The following is a 15,879-nucleotide window of genomic DNA, read 5'->3' as shown; positions in this document are numbered from 1 at the left end:
CCTGGTGAGCGCACTCGCAGCACGACGCCGGACATTGCCGGGCTTCGGTCTCACCATGGGACTGACGCTTTCCTGGCTGTCCGTGATCATCCTGATTCCACTCGCCGGCCTGTTCCTGAGATCGCTTGAGCTCAGCCCCGAGCAGTTCTGGAACATCCTCTCCAGCCGCCGCACCCTGAACGCGCTCCGCGTCTCGTTCGGCCTCGCCTTTGCGGCGGCTTGCGTCAATCTGGTGATGGGCAGCATCATCGTCTGGGCGCTGGTGCGCTACCGCTTCCCCGGCCGCCGCATCTTCGATGCCATCGTCGACGTGCCGTTTGCGCTGCCGACGGCGGTGGCCGGCGTCGCGCTGACGGCGCTGTTCGCCGAGAAGGGCTGGCTGGGGGCGCCGCTCGCCGCGCTCGGCCTCAAGGTGGCGTTCACGCCGGTCGGCATCTTCGTCGCCATGATCTTCATCGGCATTCCCTTCGTTGTCCGCACCGTGCAGCCGGTGCTGCAGGATCTCGACCCTGAAATCGAGGAAGCCGCGGGCAGCCTGGGGGCCAGCCGCTTGCAGACCATCGTTCGCGTGATCCTGCCTTCGCTCGCGCCGGCGCTGCTCACGGGCCTCGCGCTCGCCTTCGCCCGCGCGGTCGGTGAATACGGCTCGGTGATCTTCATCGCCGGCAATCTGCCCAACGTCTCCGAGATCGCGCCGCTCTTGATCGTGATACGCCTGTCCGAATTCCGTTACGCCGATGCGACCGCGATTGCGGTGGTCATGCTGGTCGTCTCCTTCGTCATCATCTTCGCGGTCAATCGGCTCCAGCGCTGGGCGCAGAGCCGGATCCCGGCGCGCTGAGGGCGGACCATGACGATGCAGATCGCAGATTCCGTGTCGCTCTCGGCCTCCGACTCGCAGGCACGCGCGCACGCGGCGGCGGCGCGGAACAATTTGCGCACCGAGCCGCGCGCTGTCCGCATCGTCATCATCACGCTGGCGTTGCTGTTTCTCACCGTCTTCGTCGTGCTGCCGCTGGTCGTCGTGTTCGCGCAGGCATTTTCGCGCGGCATCCTCGCCTATTTCGCCGCGCTCGCCGAGCCGGAGGCGATGGCGGCGATCAAGCTGACGTTGATCGTCGCGGCGATCTCGGTCGGGCTCAATCTGGTGTTCGGCCTCGTCGCCGCCTGGGCGATTGCAAAATTCGAGTTTCCGGGCAAGACCTTCCTGATCACGCTGATCGACCTGCCGTTCTCGGTCAGCCCGGTGATCTCGGGCCTCGTCTTCGTGCTATTGTTCGGCGCGCAAGGCTATTTCGGCAGCTGGCTGCGCGAGCACGACATCCAGATCCTGTTCGCGGTCCCCGGCATCGCGCTCGCCACCACCTTCGTGACCTTCCCCTTCGTGGCGCGCGCGCTGATCCCCCTGATGCAGGAGCAGGGCACGCAGGAGGAGGAGGCCGCGATCTCGCTCGGCGCCTCCGGCCTGCAGACCTTCTTCCGCGTCACCCTGCCCAACATCAAATGGGGCGTGCTCTACGGCGTCCTGCTCTGCAACGCGCGCGCGATGGGCGAGTTCGGTGCGGTCTCCGTCGTCTCCGGCCACATCCGCGGCGAGACCAACACCATGCCGCTCTTGGTCGAGATCCTCTACAACGAATACCAGTTCGTCGCCGCTTTCGCGATCGCCTCGCTGCTCGCAATGCTGGCGCTGATCACGCTGATCGCAAAAACCGTTCTCGAACGTCATCTCGACGAAGGACAAGACGCCAGTGACCATTGAAGTCAAGAATCTCGTCAAGAAATTCGGCAGTTTTGCAGCCCTCGACGGCGTCGATCTCAAGGTCAACGACGGTGAGCTGCTGGCGCTGCTCGGCCCGTCCGGCTCCGGCAAGACCACCTTGCTGCGGATCATCGCCGGCCTCGATTGGCCGGACTCGGGCGAAGTCTCCTTCAACGGTGAGGACGCGCTGGCGCAAGGAGCCCGCGAGCGTCACGTCGGCTTCGTGTTCCAGCACTATGCGTTGTTCCGCCACATGACGGTGTTCGAGAACGTTGCCTTTGGCCTCCGCGTGCAGCCGCGCGCGGTCCGAAAGGATGAGGCTGCGATCCGCTCGCGCGTCAAGGAGCTGCTCGATCTGGTGCAGCTCGACTGGCTCGCCGACCGCTATCCAAGCCAGCTCTCCGGCGGCCAGCGTCAGCGCATCGCGCTCGCCCGTGCGCTTGCGATCGAGCCGCGCATCCTCCTGCTCGATGAACCCTTCGGCGCGCTCGACGCCAAGGTGCGCAAGGAGCTGCGCAAATGGCTGCGCTCGCTGCATCACGAGATCCACGTCACCTCGATCTTCGTCACGCACGACCAGGAGGAGGCGCTGGAAGTCGCCAACCGCGTCGTGGTGATGGACAAGGGACGGATCGAGCAGATCGGCTCGCCCGACGACGTCTACGACAATCCGGCGACGGCGTTCGTGCACGGCTTCATCGGCGAATCCATCGTGCTGCCGATCCAGATCGGCGATGGTGCGATCCGGCTCGGCGACCGGCAGCTCGATCTGGCGGCCGATGGGCTTGCGCCTGGCGCGTCGAAGCTGTTCGTGCGGCGACATGACATGCTGGTCGGCCCGCCCGGCAGCGGCGCCTTCGAGGGCGCGGTCCAGCACGTCCGCAATTTCGGTCCGGTGCAGCGGGCGGAAGTAGCCCTGTCCGGCGGCGAGACCATCGAGATCGACGCCCCCCGCGACAAGGAACTGCGCGCCGGCGACACCATCGGCCTCAATCCGCGTCGCTACCGGATTTTTGCGGGCTGAGCCAACCGTCATTCCGCCGCGGAATGACGGCTCAAATTCTCTTCAAAATTCACCTTTCAGCCATTGTTGGTATGCAACAACAGCCCCTCATTTGGGGGCCCCGATTCATGCGCGCTGCAGCCGCAATTCTCATCATGTTGCTGCTCGCCGGTTGTGCCGGCAACGAAGCACCGGTCCAGCAGCCGTCGATGTATGCCGACATGGCGGTGCCGGGCTCCAAGCTCGACGTCCAGGCAGCTGCAATCATGATCTCGCAATACCGCCAGAACAACGGGCTCGGTACGGTCGTGGTCGACCCGGATTTGACGCGGCTCGCCGAATCCCAATCGGGCGCGATGGCGGCGGCCAACAAGATGGACCACGACGTCCGCGCGCCGCTCGCCAAGCGTCTGGCCTCTGGCGGTTATCCTGCCACCGTGGCGGTCGAGAACATCTCGGCCGGCTATCATACGCTGGCGGAAGCGTTTTCCGGCTGGCGCGACTCGCCTCCGCACCGCGCGAACATGCTCAAGAGCGGTGTCACAAAATTGGGCATCGCGGCGAGCTATGCTCCAGGCACCAAATACAAGGTGTTCTGGACCATGATCCTGGCCTCCACCGAGCCTCGATAAGCCAGACTTGATCCCGGGGATGCATTGACGTCGCGGCGGAGTGTCGCCACGGTGGCCAGCCTTTTGCTATTGTTCCCGCATGACCGATCATAGTCCGGAAACCGCAACAATCCCCACGAATGCGCAGCGCGTCCTGGTCCTCCAGGGCGGCGGCGCGCTCGGCTCGTACCAGGCTGGCGCCTTCCAGGCGCTGTGTGGCTACGGCTTCGATCCGGAATGGGTCGCCGGCATCTCGATCGGCGCGGTCAATGCCGCCATCATCGCCGGCAATGAGGGGCACACCCGCGTCGAGCGGCTCAAGGAATTCTGGGAAATGGTGTCGGCCCCGGTGCCGTGGAAGCCGGTCGGCAAGAGCGACCGCAGCCGCGAGCTGTTCAATTCCACCAGTGCCGCGCTGATTGCGACGTTCGGCGTGCCCGGCTTCTTCACGCCACGCATTCCGCCGGCGCCGCTGTGGCCGCCGGGGCATCGCGAGGCCGAAAGCTATTACGATACCTCGCCGCTGAAGAAGACGCTGGAGCGACTCGTCGATTTCGACCGCATCAACGATCTGAAGACACGCCTGTCGGTCGGCGCGGTCGGCGTCACCTCGGGCAATTTCAGATATTTCGACAATTACGCGTTCAAGAAGCTCGGCAAGAAGATCGGCCCCGAGCACATCATGGCCTCCGGCGCGCTGCCGCCGGGCTTTCCCTCCGTCGTCATCGACGGCGAGCATTATTGGGACGGCGGCATCGCCTCCAACACTCCGCTCGACTACGTGCTCGATGCCGAGGTCGAACGCGACATGCTGATCTTTCAGGTCGATTTGTTTTCCGCGCGCGGCGACCTGCCGAACTCGCTGCTGGAGGCCGCCGAGCGCGAGAAGGACATCCGCTATTCCAGCCGCACGCGGATGAACACCGACAAGAACAAGCAGCTGCACAACGCCCGCAGGGCCGTGCGCGATCTGATCGGCAAATTGCCGGACTATCTCAAGAACGATCCTTCCGTCGAATTCCTGGCGAAAGTGTCGCGCGAAAGCACCGTCACCGTGGTGCATCTGATCTACCGCAGCAAGAACTACGAATCCTCGTCCAAGGATTACGATTTCTCGCACATTGCCATGGTCGAGCATTGGGAGGCCGGCGTTCGTGACGTGCACCTGTCGATGCGCCACAAGGACTGGCTGGAGCGGCCGCAGTCCGGCGAGACCATGGTGACCTACGATCTCACGGGGGACGTCACCGCGCCCCCGGCAAAAAGGAGCGAATAGAATGGGTACTCTGTCAGGCAAGAACGCCCTCGTGACCGGATCGACCAGCGGCATCGGGCTCGCTTACGCGCGCGCCTTCGCCGGCGCCGGTGCCAACGTCGTCATCAACGGTTTCGGCTCGCCGGAGGACATCGAGAAGGAGCGCGCCAAGATCGAATCCGATTTCGGCGTCAAGGCGGTCTACTCGCCCGCCGACATGACCAAGCCCGCCGAGGTCGCCGGCATGATCGCGCTCGGCGAGAAGACGTTCGGCTCGGTCGACATCCTCGTCAACAATGCCGGCATCCAGTTCGTCTCGCCGATCGAGGAATTCCCGCCGGAGAAATGGGACCAGATCATCGCGATCAATCTGTCCTCGGCCTTCCACGCCATCCGCGCCGCAGTGCCCGGCATGAAGAAGAAGGGCTGGGGCCGCATCATCAACACGGCGTCGGCGCACTCGCTAGTGGCCTCGCCATTCAAGTCGGCCTACGTCTCGGCCAAGCACGGCATCGCCGGCCTCACCAAGACCGTGGCGCTGGAAGTCGCGACCCACAAGATCACCTGCAACTGCATCAGCCCCGGCTACGTCTGGACCCCGCTGGTCGAGAAGCAAATCCCCGACACGATGAAGGCACGCAATCTGACGCGCGAGCAGGTCATCAACGATGTGCTGCTCGATGCGCAGCCGACCAAGGAGTTCGTCACCTCCGAGCAGGTCGCCGCGCTCGCCCTGTTCCTGTGCAGCGACGACGCCGCCCAGATCACCGGCACCAACCTCTCGATAGACGGCGGCTGGACCGCGGAGTAGGCGCACAGTGCTGTAGGGTGGGCAAAGGTGCCAGCGCCGTGCCCACCATCTTTCCGCTGTTCGCGACCAGCGTCAGTGGCACTGGGTGTCTCACCTCTTCCCGCGCCTACTGCGAACCAGCCGTTCTCAGGTCCGAGGCGAACCATATTGGCTTTCCGGCTCGTTCAGTCCGGCAAGGGGCCGCCGCGACGCGTGGCGGATATGGACGATATGAACGAACTCGCCGGTGACACGGTAAAATATCCGAAATGGATAGCGGACGACCGTTGCCACGCGGACTTGGGAACGTTGTGTGACCCGTGGCGATGAGAAAGGCGCACGCCGGACGCGCTCGATAACATCCGCAAATCTTCGTCCGATGGCATCGGCGATCGCTGGGCTGGCGTTGCTGGCATAATAGGTTGCAATGTCTTCGAGGTCAGCAAGCGCCTCTCGGGACCAGACGACCTTCATCCGCGCCTGAATTTCGCGAAGACTTCTGCGACCTCGGCATCCGTAGCGAACTCGCCGCGATCTATGGAGGCTAACGCAGCGTCGATACTTCGCAGCTCTTCCTGCGTCGCAACATACTCGCCGCCGAGCAGTTCGCTCTCGATTTCGCTGGCAATCGCAACCAGCTCGTTCTGGGCCTCTTCGGGCCAAGTCTGGGCACGTTCCAGAAGATCTCGCAGATCGCTTGCAGCCATACCCAACTATATCAGGTGCCGAAGAGGTTTCCAATCATCTCAAGCTGATGGCTAACGTCCGAACGCCAGCACGTGCAGCCCCAGCCGCTGCCGCACGATCCAGAACAGCAGCACCGTCTCGAAGGTGAGGGAGATCGAGGTTGCAGCCGCGGCGCCATGGCCGCCGTAGCGCGGCACCAGCGCGATGCAGAGCACGAGGTTCATCATGAAGGCTAGCGCATAGGCGAGCGCGCAGATCTTCTGCTGGCCGAGCATGTTGAGCAGGCGCTCGACCGGCCCGATCGCAGAGCGGACCACGAGCCCGATCGCGGCGACGAACATGATGTCGTAGCCGACGGTGAATTGCGGCCCGAACAGCCAGAGCAGCGGCTTGCCGAGCGCGAGCAGCACGATGGTCGCGGCCAGCGACGGCCAGAACGTCCAGGTGATGGCATGCGCGACGTAGGCCGACAGGCGCGCCTTGTCGCCGCTGGCATTGTATTCGGCGAAGCGGTGTGCCGTCGTGGCTGACATCGCGTAGTGGATGAACGAGACCAGCGCCAGCGTCTTCACCACGGCGAAATAGACGCCGACCTCGTCCGAGGGACGGAATTGCTGCAGCACCAGCACGTCGGTGTAGGACAGGAGCAGGTAGAAGCTCTCGACCAGCAGGATCGGTAGCGAGACGGCGAGCCAGCCCTTGACGTCATAGGCCTTCGGTCCCGGTGTGATGTGATCGGCGAGCTTGCGGTTCAGCACCACCATCTGCCCGGCCATCGCGATCCATACCGCGCAAAGGCTTGCGACCATCGCGGCGACGGCGCCGAGGTGATAGCCGAGCAGGAAGGCGAGCGCCGTGATGCCGATGATCAGCGCCTGGCGGATGATGAATTGCGGCATCAGGCCGAGTTGCACCCAGTCGTGCGAGCGCGCGATGCCGTCCTGGGTGTTGGCGACCACGAAAGCGGGCAGCGTCATGCAGCCGATATAGAGCGGCAGCACCTCGGCGGGATCGATCCAGGGCGACAGCAATTTGACGATGCCAGCAAGGCCGAGCGACGTCAGCGTGGACACGGCAAAGGTCAGCCAGCGGCTGCCGGACAGGAAGCCGCGCAGCAGCGCGTGCGCGCCGTTGGCGCGGTACTCCGGAATGATTTTCTGCGCGGAGGCCGAGATGCCGAAATCCATCATGCTGCCGAGCAGCAGCACCCAGGTCCAGACATAGACGTAGATGCCGTAATCGGACGTGCCCATCCAGCGCGCCAGCAGCACCTGCGAGACATAAGCGAGGCCGGCGCTGATGACGCGAATGATGAAGATGGTGCCGGCGAGCCGCCGCGTCAGCGACGCCTCGCTCGATCCGCCCGCGAGCTTGGCACGCAGCCGCGCGACCAGCCCGGCCGGTCCGGTCGTTGCGGGTGGTGCATCCATCACGGCCAATTCGAACAATCCCCAGCGACCTGCAGCGGCAGGCGAGGGATTAGCAACCATTCGTTAAGATTCGGTTGGGCGGACGCTAGTTCAAATTCGTGTTGAACTCGTACGCCTTCTCCGGCCCGACCAGCGTGAACTTCAGCGCCGCGCCCTCGGGCTTGGCGCCCGGCGGCAGCCCGTCGAGCTCGAACGAGAAGCGCACGACCCCGGGCGGGCTGGGCTGCACCGGCGCCGGAATCGGCAGCGCCCAATCGGGCGTCGGGCCTTCCACGAACAGATTGACCTTGCGGCTGTCCGGCGCCACCACATCGACCACTACGTTCTTGGGCCCGTCCCGCTTGACGTCGCGAATGGTGAGCGGGTTGGGGTCGCCGATATTGGCGGGCTTCGGCACGGTGTCGAGCGCGGCACGCAAGTTCGCGTCCTCGGTCGAGGCGACGCTGTTGAAGCCGAGCTCGGCGCTGGCCTCTACGGGAATGCAGAGCTTCTCGCACACCGCGTAGTTGATCTCGGCCCTCAAGGTCACCGGCTTGTCCGCGGCCTTGGCGACGATGCGCAGGGGCAGCACGACCTGGTCGCGATAGCCGATCGAATGGCCGCCCGCGCCGTCATCGAACTTCAGCGGTGCCGGCCACATCACCGTCACCGCCTCGACATTGTCGGACTTGGAGAAGTCGAACCGGGGGGGAACGCCGGAATCGCCGGGCGACCGCCAGTAGGTCTTCCAGCCGGGCTGCAGCTGGAAGGCGATACCGCCGAGCAGCACCGCGCCGCTGCGCGAGCCCGCCAGGAGCCGCACCGCGGAATGTCCATCGCGCTGCCAAGGCGATGCGTCATCGGCACGGGCCGCGATAGCCAACGACGACGCGAGCAGGGTTGTCGCGACGCCAATCGCCGCACGCAGGGGAACAATGCTGGACATGGCACGTCTTTACAGGGTCACCCAGGGCCAAACCATTGAATTGCTTGTGATGGATGCACCCGAATCAACTCGCCGCAACCCTTGATTTGACAGCCGCCCGGCCCGACATCAGGATAGGAATTGAAACCGGAGTGCTCGAGCGATGGCTCCCACAGGCAAGAGGACGGGCGAAAGCACCCGCAGCTCGGGCGCCGCGCTGCCCAGTTCCGGCGGCTATCTCGACGGCCGGCTCCTGATCGCAATGCCCGTGATGGGCGATTCCCGCTTCGAGCGCTCGGTGATCTATCTTTGCGCCCATTCGGCGGAGGGGGCGATGGGCATCATCGTGAACCACCCCGCCGGCAGCATCGATTTCCCCGAGCTCTTGCAGCAGCTCGGCATCATCAAGAAGGGCGAGCACATCAAGCTGCCGGAGAATGCCGAAAGTATGAAGGTGCTGCGGGGCGGGCCGGTCGACACCGGGCGCGGCTTCGTGCTGCATTCCAGCGACTTCTACATCGAGAACGCCACGCTGCGGATCGATGACGGCGTCTGCCTGACCGCGACGGTCGACATTCTGCGCGCCATCGCCAACGGCTCCGGCCCCAAGCACGCCATCCTCGCGCTCGGCTATGCCGGCTGGGCGCCGGGCCAGCTCGAGACGGAGATCCAGAGCAACGGCTGGCTGCATTGCGACGCGGACGCGGATCTGATTTTCGGCGACGACGTCGAGGACAAGTACAATCGCGCTTTGCAGAAGATCGGCATCGACCCCGGTATGCTCTCGAACGAGGCCGGGCACGCGTAGCGTTATCGGCCGCTATTGCCACACTCTCCACTGCCCTCAGTTATTCTCCGCTGTCGTCCCGGATCGGCGCTTCGCGCCGGACAACGCTACGCGTTGCCCAGCGCTCCGCTTGTCCGGGACGACGACCGAATTTGTGGCTACTCCGACCCGGCCTACTCCGCCGCCTGCTGCTGCACCGTCGGCTCCGTCCCTGCCACCGTCGCGCGGCGCATGTCGCGGGGCTGGGACTGGTCGTAGCGGCGGACGCGGTGCATGGTCTGGCGGTTGTCCCACATCACGAGGTCATGCAGCTTCCATTTGTGCACGTAGACGAACTCGGGTTGCGTGGCGTGCTCGGTCAGATCGCGCAGCAATAGCCGCCCCTCGGGCATGCTCATGCCGACGACCTTGCCGGCATGCGATGACAGATACAGCGACTTGCGGCGATGCACGGGGTGCGTGCGCACCAGCCGTTGCAGCACCGGCTTGAACATCTCCTTCTCTTCGTCGGTGTATTCGGTGAAGCCGAGCGATCCCCGCGAATACATCAGCGAATGCTCGCAGACGAGATCCTCGATCTCCGCCTTGGTCTCGTCGTCGAGCGCGTCATAGGCCGCGCGCATGTCGGCGAACTCGGTGTTGCCGCCCTTCGGGTTCACCACGCGCGCCGATAGCAGCGAGAATTTTGCGGGGATCGGACGGAACGAGCTGTCCGAGTGCCACAGGCAATTGCCGAGGTTGAACAGATTGGCGCGGCTGTCCTTGGGCAGCGGCTTGCCGTCCTTACCGAGGTTGGAGACGTCGTTCAGGCCTGAGGTGAGGCGGTGTTCATCCGCCTTGGTGATGTTGCCGCCGCGCGCCTCCTCGCGCTGGCCAAAATTCAGCGCGAATGCCATCTGCTGCTCGTCGGTGATGTCCTGGTCGTGGAAGACGAGCACCGCGTACTTGTCCATCGCGGCCTCGATCTCGCGCGCCTGATCCGGCGTGAGCGGCTTGCGCAAGTCGAGGCCGGACACCTCGCCGACGAAATGTTTCTGAAGCTGCCGGATGGCGATGGTCATTGCGTTCCTCCCGCATCTACGAGCGGTTTCCCCGCTCTGTTTGTGGAAAAAATGACGCCCGCATCCGGCGATGTCAACGCGCCGCGCGCATGGCTCTCACGCGTTCCGCGCCATCAGCCCGCCATCGACCGGGATCACCGCGCCGGTGAGGAAGGACGCCGCCGGAAGGCACAGGCTCAGCGTCATATGCGCGACCTCTTCAGGGTCGCCGTAGCGGCCGAGTGCGGTGCGGCGCTTGGCGTAGATGGTCTTGTGCTCCTCCGGGATGCGGTCGGTGATTTTTGTGCGGATCGGTCCGGGGCAGATGCAGTTGACGGTGATGCCCTCGCGGCCGAGCTCCACCGCCAGCGAGCGGGTGAGGCTCACGACGCCGCCCTTCGCGGCCGAATACGGGCTGTGCAATGCGGTGGCGCCGAGCGCCTCGGTCGAGGCGATGTTGACGATGCGGGGACTCTTCGACTTGCGCAAGTGCGGCAGCGCGGCGCGGATGATGCGTGGGTGCGCCGTCAGCATCACGGCGATGCCCTTCGCCCAGGCGTCCTCGTAGCCCTCATCGTCGATCGCGACGCGCACGGAGATGCCGGCATTGTTGACGACGATGTCGAGGGCGCCGAAATGCGCGGCGACATCGCCGACCACACGTTTGATTTCGCCGCCGTCGGCGACGTCGAGCTTCCACGCCCTTGCCGCGCCTCCGCTTGCCGCAATCTCCCTGGCGACGTCCTGCGCGCCTTGCTCGTCGAAATCGGTGACGGCGACGTTCGCACCTTCGTTTCCGAACACGCGCGCTGTGGCGCGCCCCATGCCGCTGGCTGCGCCAGTGACGAGCACGGTGAGCCCCTTCACGGACCGGCTGAGCTCCCTGACGTCGGACATGCTGTTCCCTCGCGCCGAGCTGGTTCTTGTTGTGATTGACAAGGCTGGCATCGATCCGCAGACAGGTCAAACAAGCAGAAAACAAAAGGGGAGGCCGACAATGGCAAATGAGCTCGATTACTCAGGCAAGCAGGTGCTGGTGGTCGGCGGTTCCAGCGGCATCGGCAACGGCATCGCGCAGGCCTTTCGCGCCAAGGGCGCAGCTGTTGCCGTCTGCGGCACGCGTGCTCGCGCAACGGAATATTCAGCCGACGAAGGCTCCGATCTCGAATGTCTTGCTTACGCGCAGCTCGATGTCGGCAATTCCGGTGCGATCGAAGCATTCAAGCCGTCGTTCGACCGTCTCGACATCCTGGTGCTCGCGCAGGGCGCGGTGATCTACCGCCGCGGCGAATTCGAGATGGCGGGCTTCCGCAAGGTCGTCGAGATCAATCTGATGAGCCTGATGGCCTGCGCGACGCGCTTTCATTCCATGTTGCGGGACGCGAAGGGCGCGCTGATCATCGTGTCCTCGACCGCGGCCTATCATTCCACCATGGGCAATCCCGCCTACAATGCCTCGAAGACCGGTGCGGTCGGATTGACGCGGACGCTGGGCGAGGCCTGGGCCGAGGACGGCATCCGCGTCAACGGCATCGCGCCAGGGCTCGTCGACACCAAGATGACGAAGGTGACGACCGACAATCCGAAGCGGCTCGAAGGCGCGCTCGCACGCATCCCGCTGCGGCGATTGGGTACGCCGGCCGACATGGCGGGCGCGGCGCTGTTCCTGGCCTCGCCGCTGTCGTCCTACATCATCGGCCAGACGCTGGTCGTCGATGGCGGCCTGATTCTATAGGAGAGCCTAAGGAACCGCGCTGCGTCTGATCGGTTACTTCGGCTGACCACCGAGGAGGATCATCATGGACACGGATCGGATTGTTGGATCGGCGAAGGAATATGCCGGACGCGCGGAAGGCGCGATCGGAGACATGGCAGGCGATGCCAAGACGCAGGCGTCGGGCAAGGCGCGGGAAGCCGCGGGCACGGTGCAGAATCTCTACGGCCAGGCCAAGGATGCCGTGCGCGACGCCACGGACACCGCCGCGGGCTATGCCAAGGACGCCTACGAGAACAGTGGTGAGACTTTCCGCGACGGCTCGAAGGCCATTGCGCAGAAGGTGCAGGACAATCCGCTCGGCGCGCTGCTGGTTGCCGGCGGCATCGGCTTCGCGCTGGCGCTGCTGATGTCGCGTCCTGCCCGCCGCCCGCCGTCACGCTGGCGCTATTACGGCTAGTTGCCGAAACGCCTGTCACGCGTGCCCCGGCTCAGCGATGCAGCGTGAGACGCTGCATCGCTGAGCCGGGGCCATCTTTTCTGAATGCCGCACGAATTGGGTCCCGACTCTGCGCCGCATCACCAGAAGGTGCAGCGTTGCGTCCGGGACACGAGATCTTACCTTACCGGAACATCTCGGCGGAACGGCCGACGTTAGCCGGCGGACGCGGGATCCCAGGATTGGGATTCGGATTGCGCGGCCCAGGCGGCGGCGCCATTTGGCGCGGCGGCGGGGGCTGTGGCGAGCCGAAGCCGAAGAAATCACGGAATGTGGGCGTTGCCTGGGCCGGCAGTTGCGGGGCGACCTGCGGCTTCTTCGGCGCGAGCTTTGGCGGTGCGATCGCGGCGGCGGCGCCCGGTGCGCCCTGAGCCGCCCCGCCGTCCGGCGTCGTTGCCGCCATCGGCGTATCGCCCTTGGCCTGCTCGCGGCCGACTTCCCGGCGCGGCCAGGCATAATCGTCGGCGCGGCCGGCCGGGGCTGCCAGCGGTTCACCCTTTACCATGGTCTTGGCGGCGAGCGCATCGACGGCGGCGGGACGCGTGCCCGGTCCGCCCAGCAATTGATCGGTCGAGATCGAGGCTGCAACCAGCGGCACGATCGGTCCGGCCAACGGCCGCGGCGCGGGCTTGCCCGGCTCGGCGCTGGTGTCGGGCGTCGCGGGCTCGCTCGGCAGCGCGATCGGGCCGGAGCGTCCGGCAAGCAGACGCGTGATCTCGCGCTCGACATAATGCGCGAGCTTGCGCGCGCCGGCCTTGGTGAAATAGATGCCGTCGGAGCTGCGGAGCTGGCGGATCTGGCCTTCGAAGTCCGGGCCCTTCTGCAGGAAGCGGCCGGCTTCGTCGACGAAGCCGTCCCATACGTCGACATAGGTGATGCCGGCCTTGGCCGCGCCCTCACGGTACAGCGAATCCAGGAACAGCGTGTCCGCGGTGCCCTTCGGTCCGCGGACCGCGGGCAGGCCGACCCAGAGCACCGGCACGCCCTTGGTTTTGAGGACGGCCGCGAGCTCCTCGATCTTCTTGCCGTAGAGCTCGACCCAGCGCTCGTCACGGAATTCGTAGAGGCCGTTCGGATTGCGCGCGGTCTTTTCCGGCGCGGCTGCCGGCGTGTCGGCATTGTCGGCGTCGTCCTGCGGCAGGTCGGCGTCGGCAGGCTTATCGTCCGGCTTGGCGGCGCTGTCGCCGGGCTTGGCGTCGCTGGGCTTGCCTTGCGGCTTTGCGCGCGCACCCTTGTCGTTCTTCTTATCTTTGTCCTTCTCCGCGGCCGGCTTGTCGGGTTTGTCGGCGGCCGGCTCGCGGATCGCGACGCGGTCGTTGAGGCCGAGCATGACGACGATCACGTCGGGCTTTTCGGTCTCGAGAATGCCCTTGGCCGCCGCGGCCCAGTCCGCGGGCTCGCCCTTGGGCTGGTACCTGATCAGGCCGGACGTGGTCTTGTGCTTGCGGATCACGCCCATGTCGGGCTGCTCGGCGTAGGCGTCTTCGAGGCCATAGGCGAGCCAGTCGGCCATGGCATCGCCGATCACCAGCACGTTCTTCTCAGGAATCGTGTCGCGCTTGGCCGGTGCCGGCGCGCGTGAAAAATCCTGGCGCGGCGCCTGCGGCGGCGGCTGGAAGGGTGCGAAGAAGTCGCCGCCGAACCATCCGCCACCTCCGCCGCCCCGTGGTGGCGGTGGTGGGGCCGAACGCTGCGGCGGACCGCCGAAGCCAGGGAAGTTGAAGAACTGCGCCGAAGCGGGTGCCGCCACCGACACCAGGATCGCAAGCGCCGTCCCCAGCGCGATCAACGGGCCGGTCTCGGTCAGCGCCTTGAACAGGGACTTCTTCGACATGCGATCTCGGGCACGCGCAATGGGGGATCGGAGTTAGCTCAATATAATAACGGAATCAGGCGCCAAACGGGCAAATTCCATCGCAGATTCTTGTCCATAGACCGGGGAACACCAGTCCCGGTCAAGGCTATCAGCCAAAATCCCCCTTCAAGGTTACTTCGAGCGCGATTTTACCGCCCGCGCAGCCGGTCCAGCACGTCGGAGGAGGCAAAACCGTCGGCGGGGACCCCGATCGAGGCCTGGAAGTTGCGCAGGGCCTCCCTGGTCATGCCGCCGAATTGGCCGTCCGGGGTGCCCTTGTAGTAGCCGCGCTGAGCCAGCAGCTGCTGCAGCTCCAGCCGTTCGGTGCGGGACAGCTCGCGCTCCTGCCGCGGCCAGGGCTGCACGAAAGGCTGTCCCCCGCGCAGGCGGTCGGCGAAATGGCCGATCGCCAGCGCATAGGCTTCCGCCGGGTTGTACTTCATGATGACGCGGTAATTCTGCAGCATCAAAAAGCCCGGTCCCTGCGCGCCGGCGGGTGCCAGGAGGTAAGCCTTGTCCGCAGGATGCGGGAAGGCCTGGTTGTTCGGACGCTTGAGCCCGAGCTTCTCCCATTGCGCGATCGGCATCGCCTTGGCGCGGTCGGCCAACATGTAGTTGAAGCCTTGCGGTACCACGACCTCGTAGCCCCAGGTCTGGCCTGGCTGCCAGCCGTCCTTCTTCAGATTGTTGGCGGTCGACGCGATCAGGTCGGTCGGATTGTCGACGACGTCGCGCCGGCCGTCGCCGTCGCCGTCCACCGCGAAGCGCTTGAACGCGGTCGGCATGAACTGGGTCGGGCCGAAGGCGCCGGCCCAGGAGCCGCGCAGCTGCTCCGGACGCAAATCGCCGCGGTTGAGGATCTCCAGCGCGGAGAGGAATTCGTCCTTGAAATAGGCTTGGCGGCGGCCGATGCAGGCGAGCGTCGCGGTCGATTGCAGCACGCTGCGATCGCCGATCTGCGTCGAGTAATTGGACTCGATGCCCCAGATCGAGGCGATGATGTAGCGGTCGACACCGGTGGCCTTTTCGGTGGCGTCGAACTGCGTCTTGTATTTGGCGAGGACCTCGCGGCCCTTGGCGAGGCGGTTGTCGTTCACCAGGATGTCGAGATAGGCCCAGATCGACTTGGTGAATTCCGGCTGCGAATCCATGAGGTCCATGATGCGCAGGTCGGGTGAGAGCCCGGCGGTGAAGCGCTGAAAGTTCTCCTGCGTGACGCCGCGTCGTGCGGCATCGGGCCACATCGCAGCGACGCAATTGTTGAAATTGCCGGCAGCCTCGCGGATCGCGGCGGCCGTCATCAAGGGATGGCCGGAGGCGCCGTCCTCGCCGCTCCACGGCAATGGACCCGTCGGCGCGCCGCTCGGGCCAGGTGTGGGTTGCGCCGGTGCCGGGTTCGATCCCGAGAAGATGCCGCCGAACAGGTTGGACAGGCCGTTCTGCGCCTGGGCGTGTGCGCCGGCCGGCAGCAGCAAAGCGGCCGCAACGACCGCGCCGCCAGCCCGTGTCGCCAGTCCCGCCATTGATTGCATCATGTTCCAC

The 15,879-nt window shown here is 65.3% G+C and carries 17 protein-coding genes; 9 read left to right on the top strand and 8 right to left on the bottom strand.

Features of this window, described 5'->3' with window-relative positions:
• Positions 1 to 55: 55 nt before the first annotated feature.
• The 6 genes from cysT (at position 56) to N2605_RS29645 (ending at position 5,442) form a co-directional block, all read left to right on the top strand.
• Positions 56 to 841 (top strand): sulfate ABC transporter permease subunit CysT, encoded by a 786-nt coding sequence (gene cysT, locus N2605_RS29670; RefSeq protein ID WP_035998220.1) that lies wholly within the window; start codon positions 56 to 58, stop codon positions 839 to 841.
• A 9-nt stretch (positions 842 to 850) separates the two neighbouring features.
• Positions 851 to 1,762 (top strand): sulfate ABC transporter permease subunit CysW, encoded by a 912-nt coding sequence (gene cysW, locus N2605_RS29665; RefSeq protein WP_036021670.1) that lies wholly within the window; start codon positions 851 to 853, stop codon positions 1,760 to 1,762.
• The gene (locus N2605_RS29660; RefSeq protein WP_035998225.1) at positions 1,752 to 2,786 is read left to right on the top strand and encodes a sulfate/molybdate ABC transporter ATP-binding protein; all 1,035 of its coding nucleotides are present in this window, start codon (positions 1,752 to 1,754) and stop codon (positions 2,784 to 2,786) included. Before cysW ends, N2605_RS29660 begins: the two co-directional genes overlap by 11 nt.
• A 107-nt stretch (positions 2,787 to 2,893) precedes the next feature.
• On the top strand, positions 2,894 to 3,397 hold the full coding sequence (locus tag N2605_RS29655; RefSeq protein ID WP_035998228.1) for a CAP domain-containing protein: 504 nt from the start codon (positions 2,894 to 2,896) through the stop codon (positions 3,395 to 3,397).
• Between the two features lie 79 nt (positions 3,398 to 3,476).
• Entirely contained in the window at positions 3,477 to 4,652 is a 1,176-nt protein-coding gene (locus N2605_RS29650) for a DUF3734 domain-containing protein (protein WP_035998231.1), read from the top strand.
• Position 4,653: 1 nt separating this feature from the next.
• Positions 4,654 to 5,442 carry a 3-hydroxybutyrate dehydrogenase gene (locus tag N2605_RS29645; protein ID WP_225126393.1) on the top strand — a complete coding sequence of 263 codons (789 nt, stop codon included), beginning with the start codon at positions 4,654 to 4,656 and terminating at the stop codon, positions 5,440 to 5,442.
• Positions 5,443 to 5,568: 126 nt separating this feature from the next.
• Here the strand turns inward: N2605_RS29645 and N2605_RS29640 are convergent, their stop codons facing one another.
• From N2605_RS29640 to N2605_RS29625, 4 genes are all read right to left on the bottom strand, one after another.
• Positions 5,569 to 5,895 carry a type II toxin-antitoxin system RelE/ParE family toxin gene (locus N2605_RS29640; protein WP_225134638.1) on the bottom strand — a complete coding sequence of 109 codons (327 nt, stop codon included), beginning with the start codon at positions 5,893 to 5,895 and terminating at the stop codon, positions 5,569 to 5,571.
• On the bottom strand, positions 5,892 to 6,128 hold the full coding sequence (locus N2605_RS29635) for a GNAT family protein (RefSeq protein WP_057028137.1): 237 nt from the start codon (positions 6,126 to 6,128) through the stop codon (positions 5,892 to 5,894). The genes N2605_RS29640 and N2605_RS29635 overlap by 4 nt, the downstream gene beginning before the upstream one ends.
• A gap of 51 nt (positions 6,129 to 6,179) precedes the next feature.
• Positions 6,180 to 7,547 (bottom strand): flippase, encoded by a 1,368-nt coding sequence (locus N2605_RS29630; protein WP_425248872.1) that lies wholly within the window; start codon positions 7,545 to 7,547, stop codon positions 6,180 to 6,182.
• Positions 7,548 to 7,623: 76 nt separating this feature from the next.
• Positions 7,624 to 8,463, bottom strand: a complete 840-nt coding sequence (locus N2605_RS29625) for a protein-disulfide reductase DsbD domain-containing protein (RefSeq protein ID WP_035998237.1) — start codon at positions 8,461 to 8,463, stop codon at positions 7,624 to 7,626.
• Between the two features lie 142 nt (positions 8,464 to 8,605).
• Between N2605_RS29625 and N2605_RS29620 the strand changes: the two genes are divergently transcribed.
• Complete coding sequence (locus N2605_RS29620; protein ID WP_035998239.1) at positions 8,606 to 9,250, top strand: YqgE/AlgH family protein; 645 nt, start codon at positions 8,606 to 8,608, stop codon at positions 9,248 to 9,250.
• A gap of 152 nt (positions 9,251 to 9,402) precedes the next feature.
• Here the strand turns inward: N2605_RS29620 and N2605_RS29615 are convergent, their stop codons facing one another.
• Both N2605_RS29615 and N2605_RS29610 read right to left on the bottom strand, forming a co-directional pair.
• The gene (locus tag N2605_RS29615; RefSeq protein WP_035998242.1) at positions 9,403 to 10,290 is read right to left on the bottom strand and encodes a TauD/TfdA dioxygenase family protein; all 888 of its coding nucleotides are present in this window, start codon (positions 10,288 to 10,290) and stop codon (positions 9,403 to 9,405) included.
• Between the two features lie 96 nt (positions 10,291 to 10,386).
• Positions 10,387 to 11,166: an SDR family NAD(P)-dependent oxidoreductase gene (locus tag N2605_RS29610; protein ID WP_074447693.1), complete on the bottom strand. Its 780-nt coding sequence runs from the start codon at positions 11,164 to 11,166 to the stop codon at positions 10,387 to 10,389.
• A gap of 100 nt (positions 11,167 to 11,266) precedes the next feature.
• Here N2605_RS29610 and N2605_RS29605 point away from each other — a divergent pair, with 100 nt between their 5' ends.
• Positions 11,267 to 12,004: an SDR family NAD(P)-dependent oxidoreductase gene (locus N2605_RS29605; RefSeq protein ID WP_260344289.1), complete on the top strand. Its 738-nt coding sequence runs from the start codon at positions 11,267 to 11,269 to the stop codon at positions 12,002 to 12,004.
• Positions 12,005 to 12,068: 64 nt separating this feature from the next.
• Entirely contained in the window at positions 12,069 to 12,443 is a 375-nt protein-coding gene (locus tag N2605_RS29600; protein ID WP_035998251.1) for a CsbD family protein, read from the top strand.
• A gap of 163 nt (positions 12,444 to 12,606) precedes the next feature.
• On the opposite strand, the gene N2605_RS29595 is transcribed toward N2605_RS29600, so the two are convergent.
• Positions 12,607 to 14,316 carry an SGNH/GDSL hydrolase family protein gene (locus N2605_RS29595; protein WP_225146405.1) on the bottom strand — a complete coding sequence of 570 codons (1,710 nt, stop codon included), beginning with the start codon at positions 14,314 to 14,316 and terminating at the stop codon, positions 12,607 to 12,609.
• Between the two features lie 170 nt (positions 14,317 to 14,486).
• On the bottom strand, positions 14,487 to 15,872 hold the full coding sequence (locus N2605_RS29590; RefSeq protein ID WP_225126389.1) for a lytic murein transglycosylase: 1,386 nt from the start codon (positions 15,870 to 15,872) through the stop codon (positions 14,487 to 14,489).
• Positions 15,873 to 15,879 lie beyond the last annotated feature (7 nt).

It is taken from the genome of Bradyrhizobium yuanmingense, from assembly GCF_025200905.1.
In the GTDB taxonomy this organism is placed as follows: domain Bacteria; phylum Pseudomonadota; class Alphaproteobacteria; order Rhizobiales; family Xanthobacteraceae; genus Bradyrhizobium; species Bradyrhizobium yuanmingense.
This window is presented reverse-complemented; position numbering and strand designations above follow the sequence as displayed.

Excerpts from the sequence above, each read along its gene's own strand:
- N2605_RS29590 (WP_225126389.1), bottom strand. The coding sequence starts at position 15,872 with ATGATGCAATCAATGGCGGGACTGGCGACACGGGCTGGCGGCGCGGTC.
- N2605_RS29595 (WP_225146405.1), bottom strand. The coding sequence starts at position 14,316 with ATGTCGAAGAAGTCCCTGTTCAAGGCGCTGACCGAGACCGGCCCGTTG.
- cysT (WP_035998220.1), top strand. The coding sequence starts at position 56 with ATGGGACTGACGCTTTCCTGGCTGTCCGTGATCATCCTGATTCCACTC.
- N2605_RS29650 (WP_035998231.1), top strand. The coding sequence starts at position 3,477 with ATGACCGATCATAGTCCGGAAACCGCAACAATCCCCACGAATGCGCAG.
- N2605_RS29620 (WP_035998239.1), top strand. The coding sequence starts at position 8,606 with ATGGCTCCCACAGGCAAGAGGACGGGCGAAAGCACCCGCAGCTCGGGC.
- N2605_RS29605 (WP_260344289.1), top strand. The coding sequence starts at position 11,267 with ATGGCAAATGAGCTCGATTACTCAGGCAAGCAGGTGCTGGTGGTCGGC.
- N2605_RS29655 (WP_035998228.1), top strand. The coding sequence starts at position 2,894 with ATGCGCGCTGCAGCCGCAATTCTCATCATGTTGCTGCTCGCCGGTTGT.
- N2605_RS29615 (WP_035998242.1), bottom strand. The coding sequence starts at position 10,290 with ATGACCATCGCCATCCGGCAGCTTCAGAAACATTTCGTCGGCGAGGTG.
- N2605_RS29635 (WP_057028137.1), bottom strand. The coding sequence starts at position 6,128 with ATGGCTGCAAGCGATCTGCGAGATCTTCTGGAACGTGCCCAGACTTGG.
- cysW (WP_036021670.1), top strand. The coding sequence starts at position 851 with ATGACGATGCAGATCGCAGATTCCGTGTCGCTCTCGGCCTCCGACTCG.
- N2605_RS29610 (WP_074447693.1), bottom strand. The coding sequence starts at position 11,166 with ATGTCCGACGTCAGGGAGCTCAGCCGGTCCGTGAAGGGGCTCACCGTG.
- N2605_RS29600 (WP_035998251.1), top strand. The coding sequence starts at position 12,069 with ATGGACACGGATCGGATTGTTGGATCGGCGAAGGAATATGCCGGACGC.
- N2605_RS29640 (WP_225134638.1), bottom strand. The coding sequence starts at position 5,895 with ATGAAGGTCGTCTGGTCCCGAGAGGCGCTTGCTGACCTCGAAGACATT.
- N2605_RS29645 (WP_225126393.1), top strand. The coding sequence starts at position 4,654 with ATGGGTACTCTGTCAGGCAAGAACGCCCTCGTGACCGGATCGACCAGC.
- N2605_RS29625 (WP_035998237.1), bottom strand. The coding sequence starts at position 8,463 with ATGTCCAGCATTGTTCCCCTGCGTGCGGCGATTGGCGTCGCGACAACC.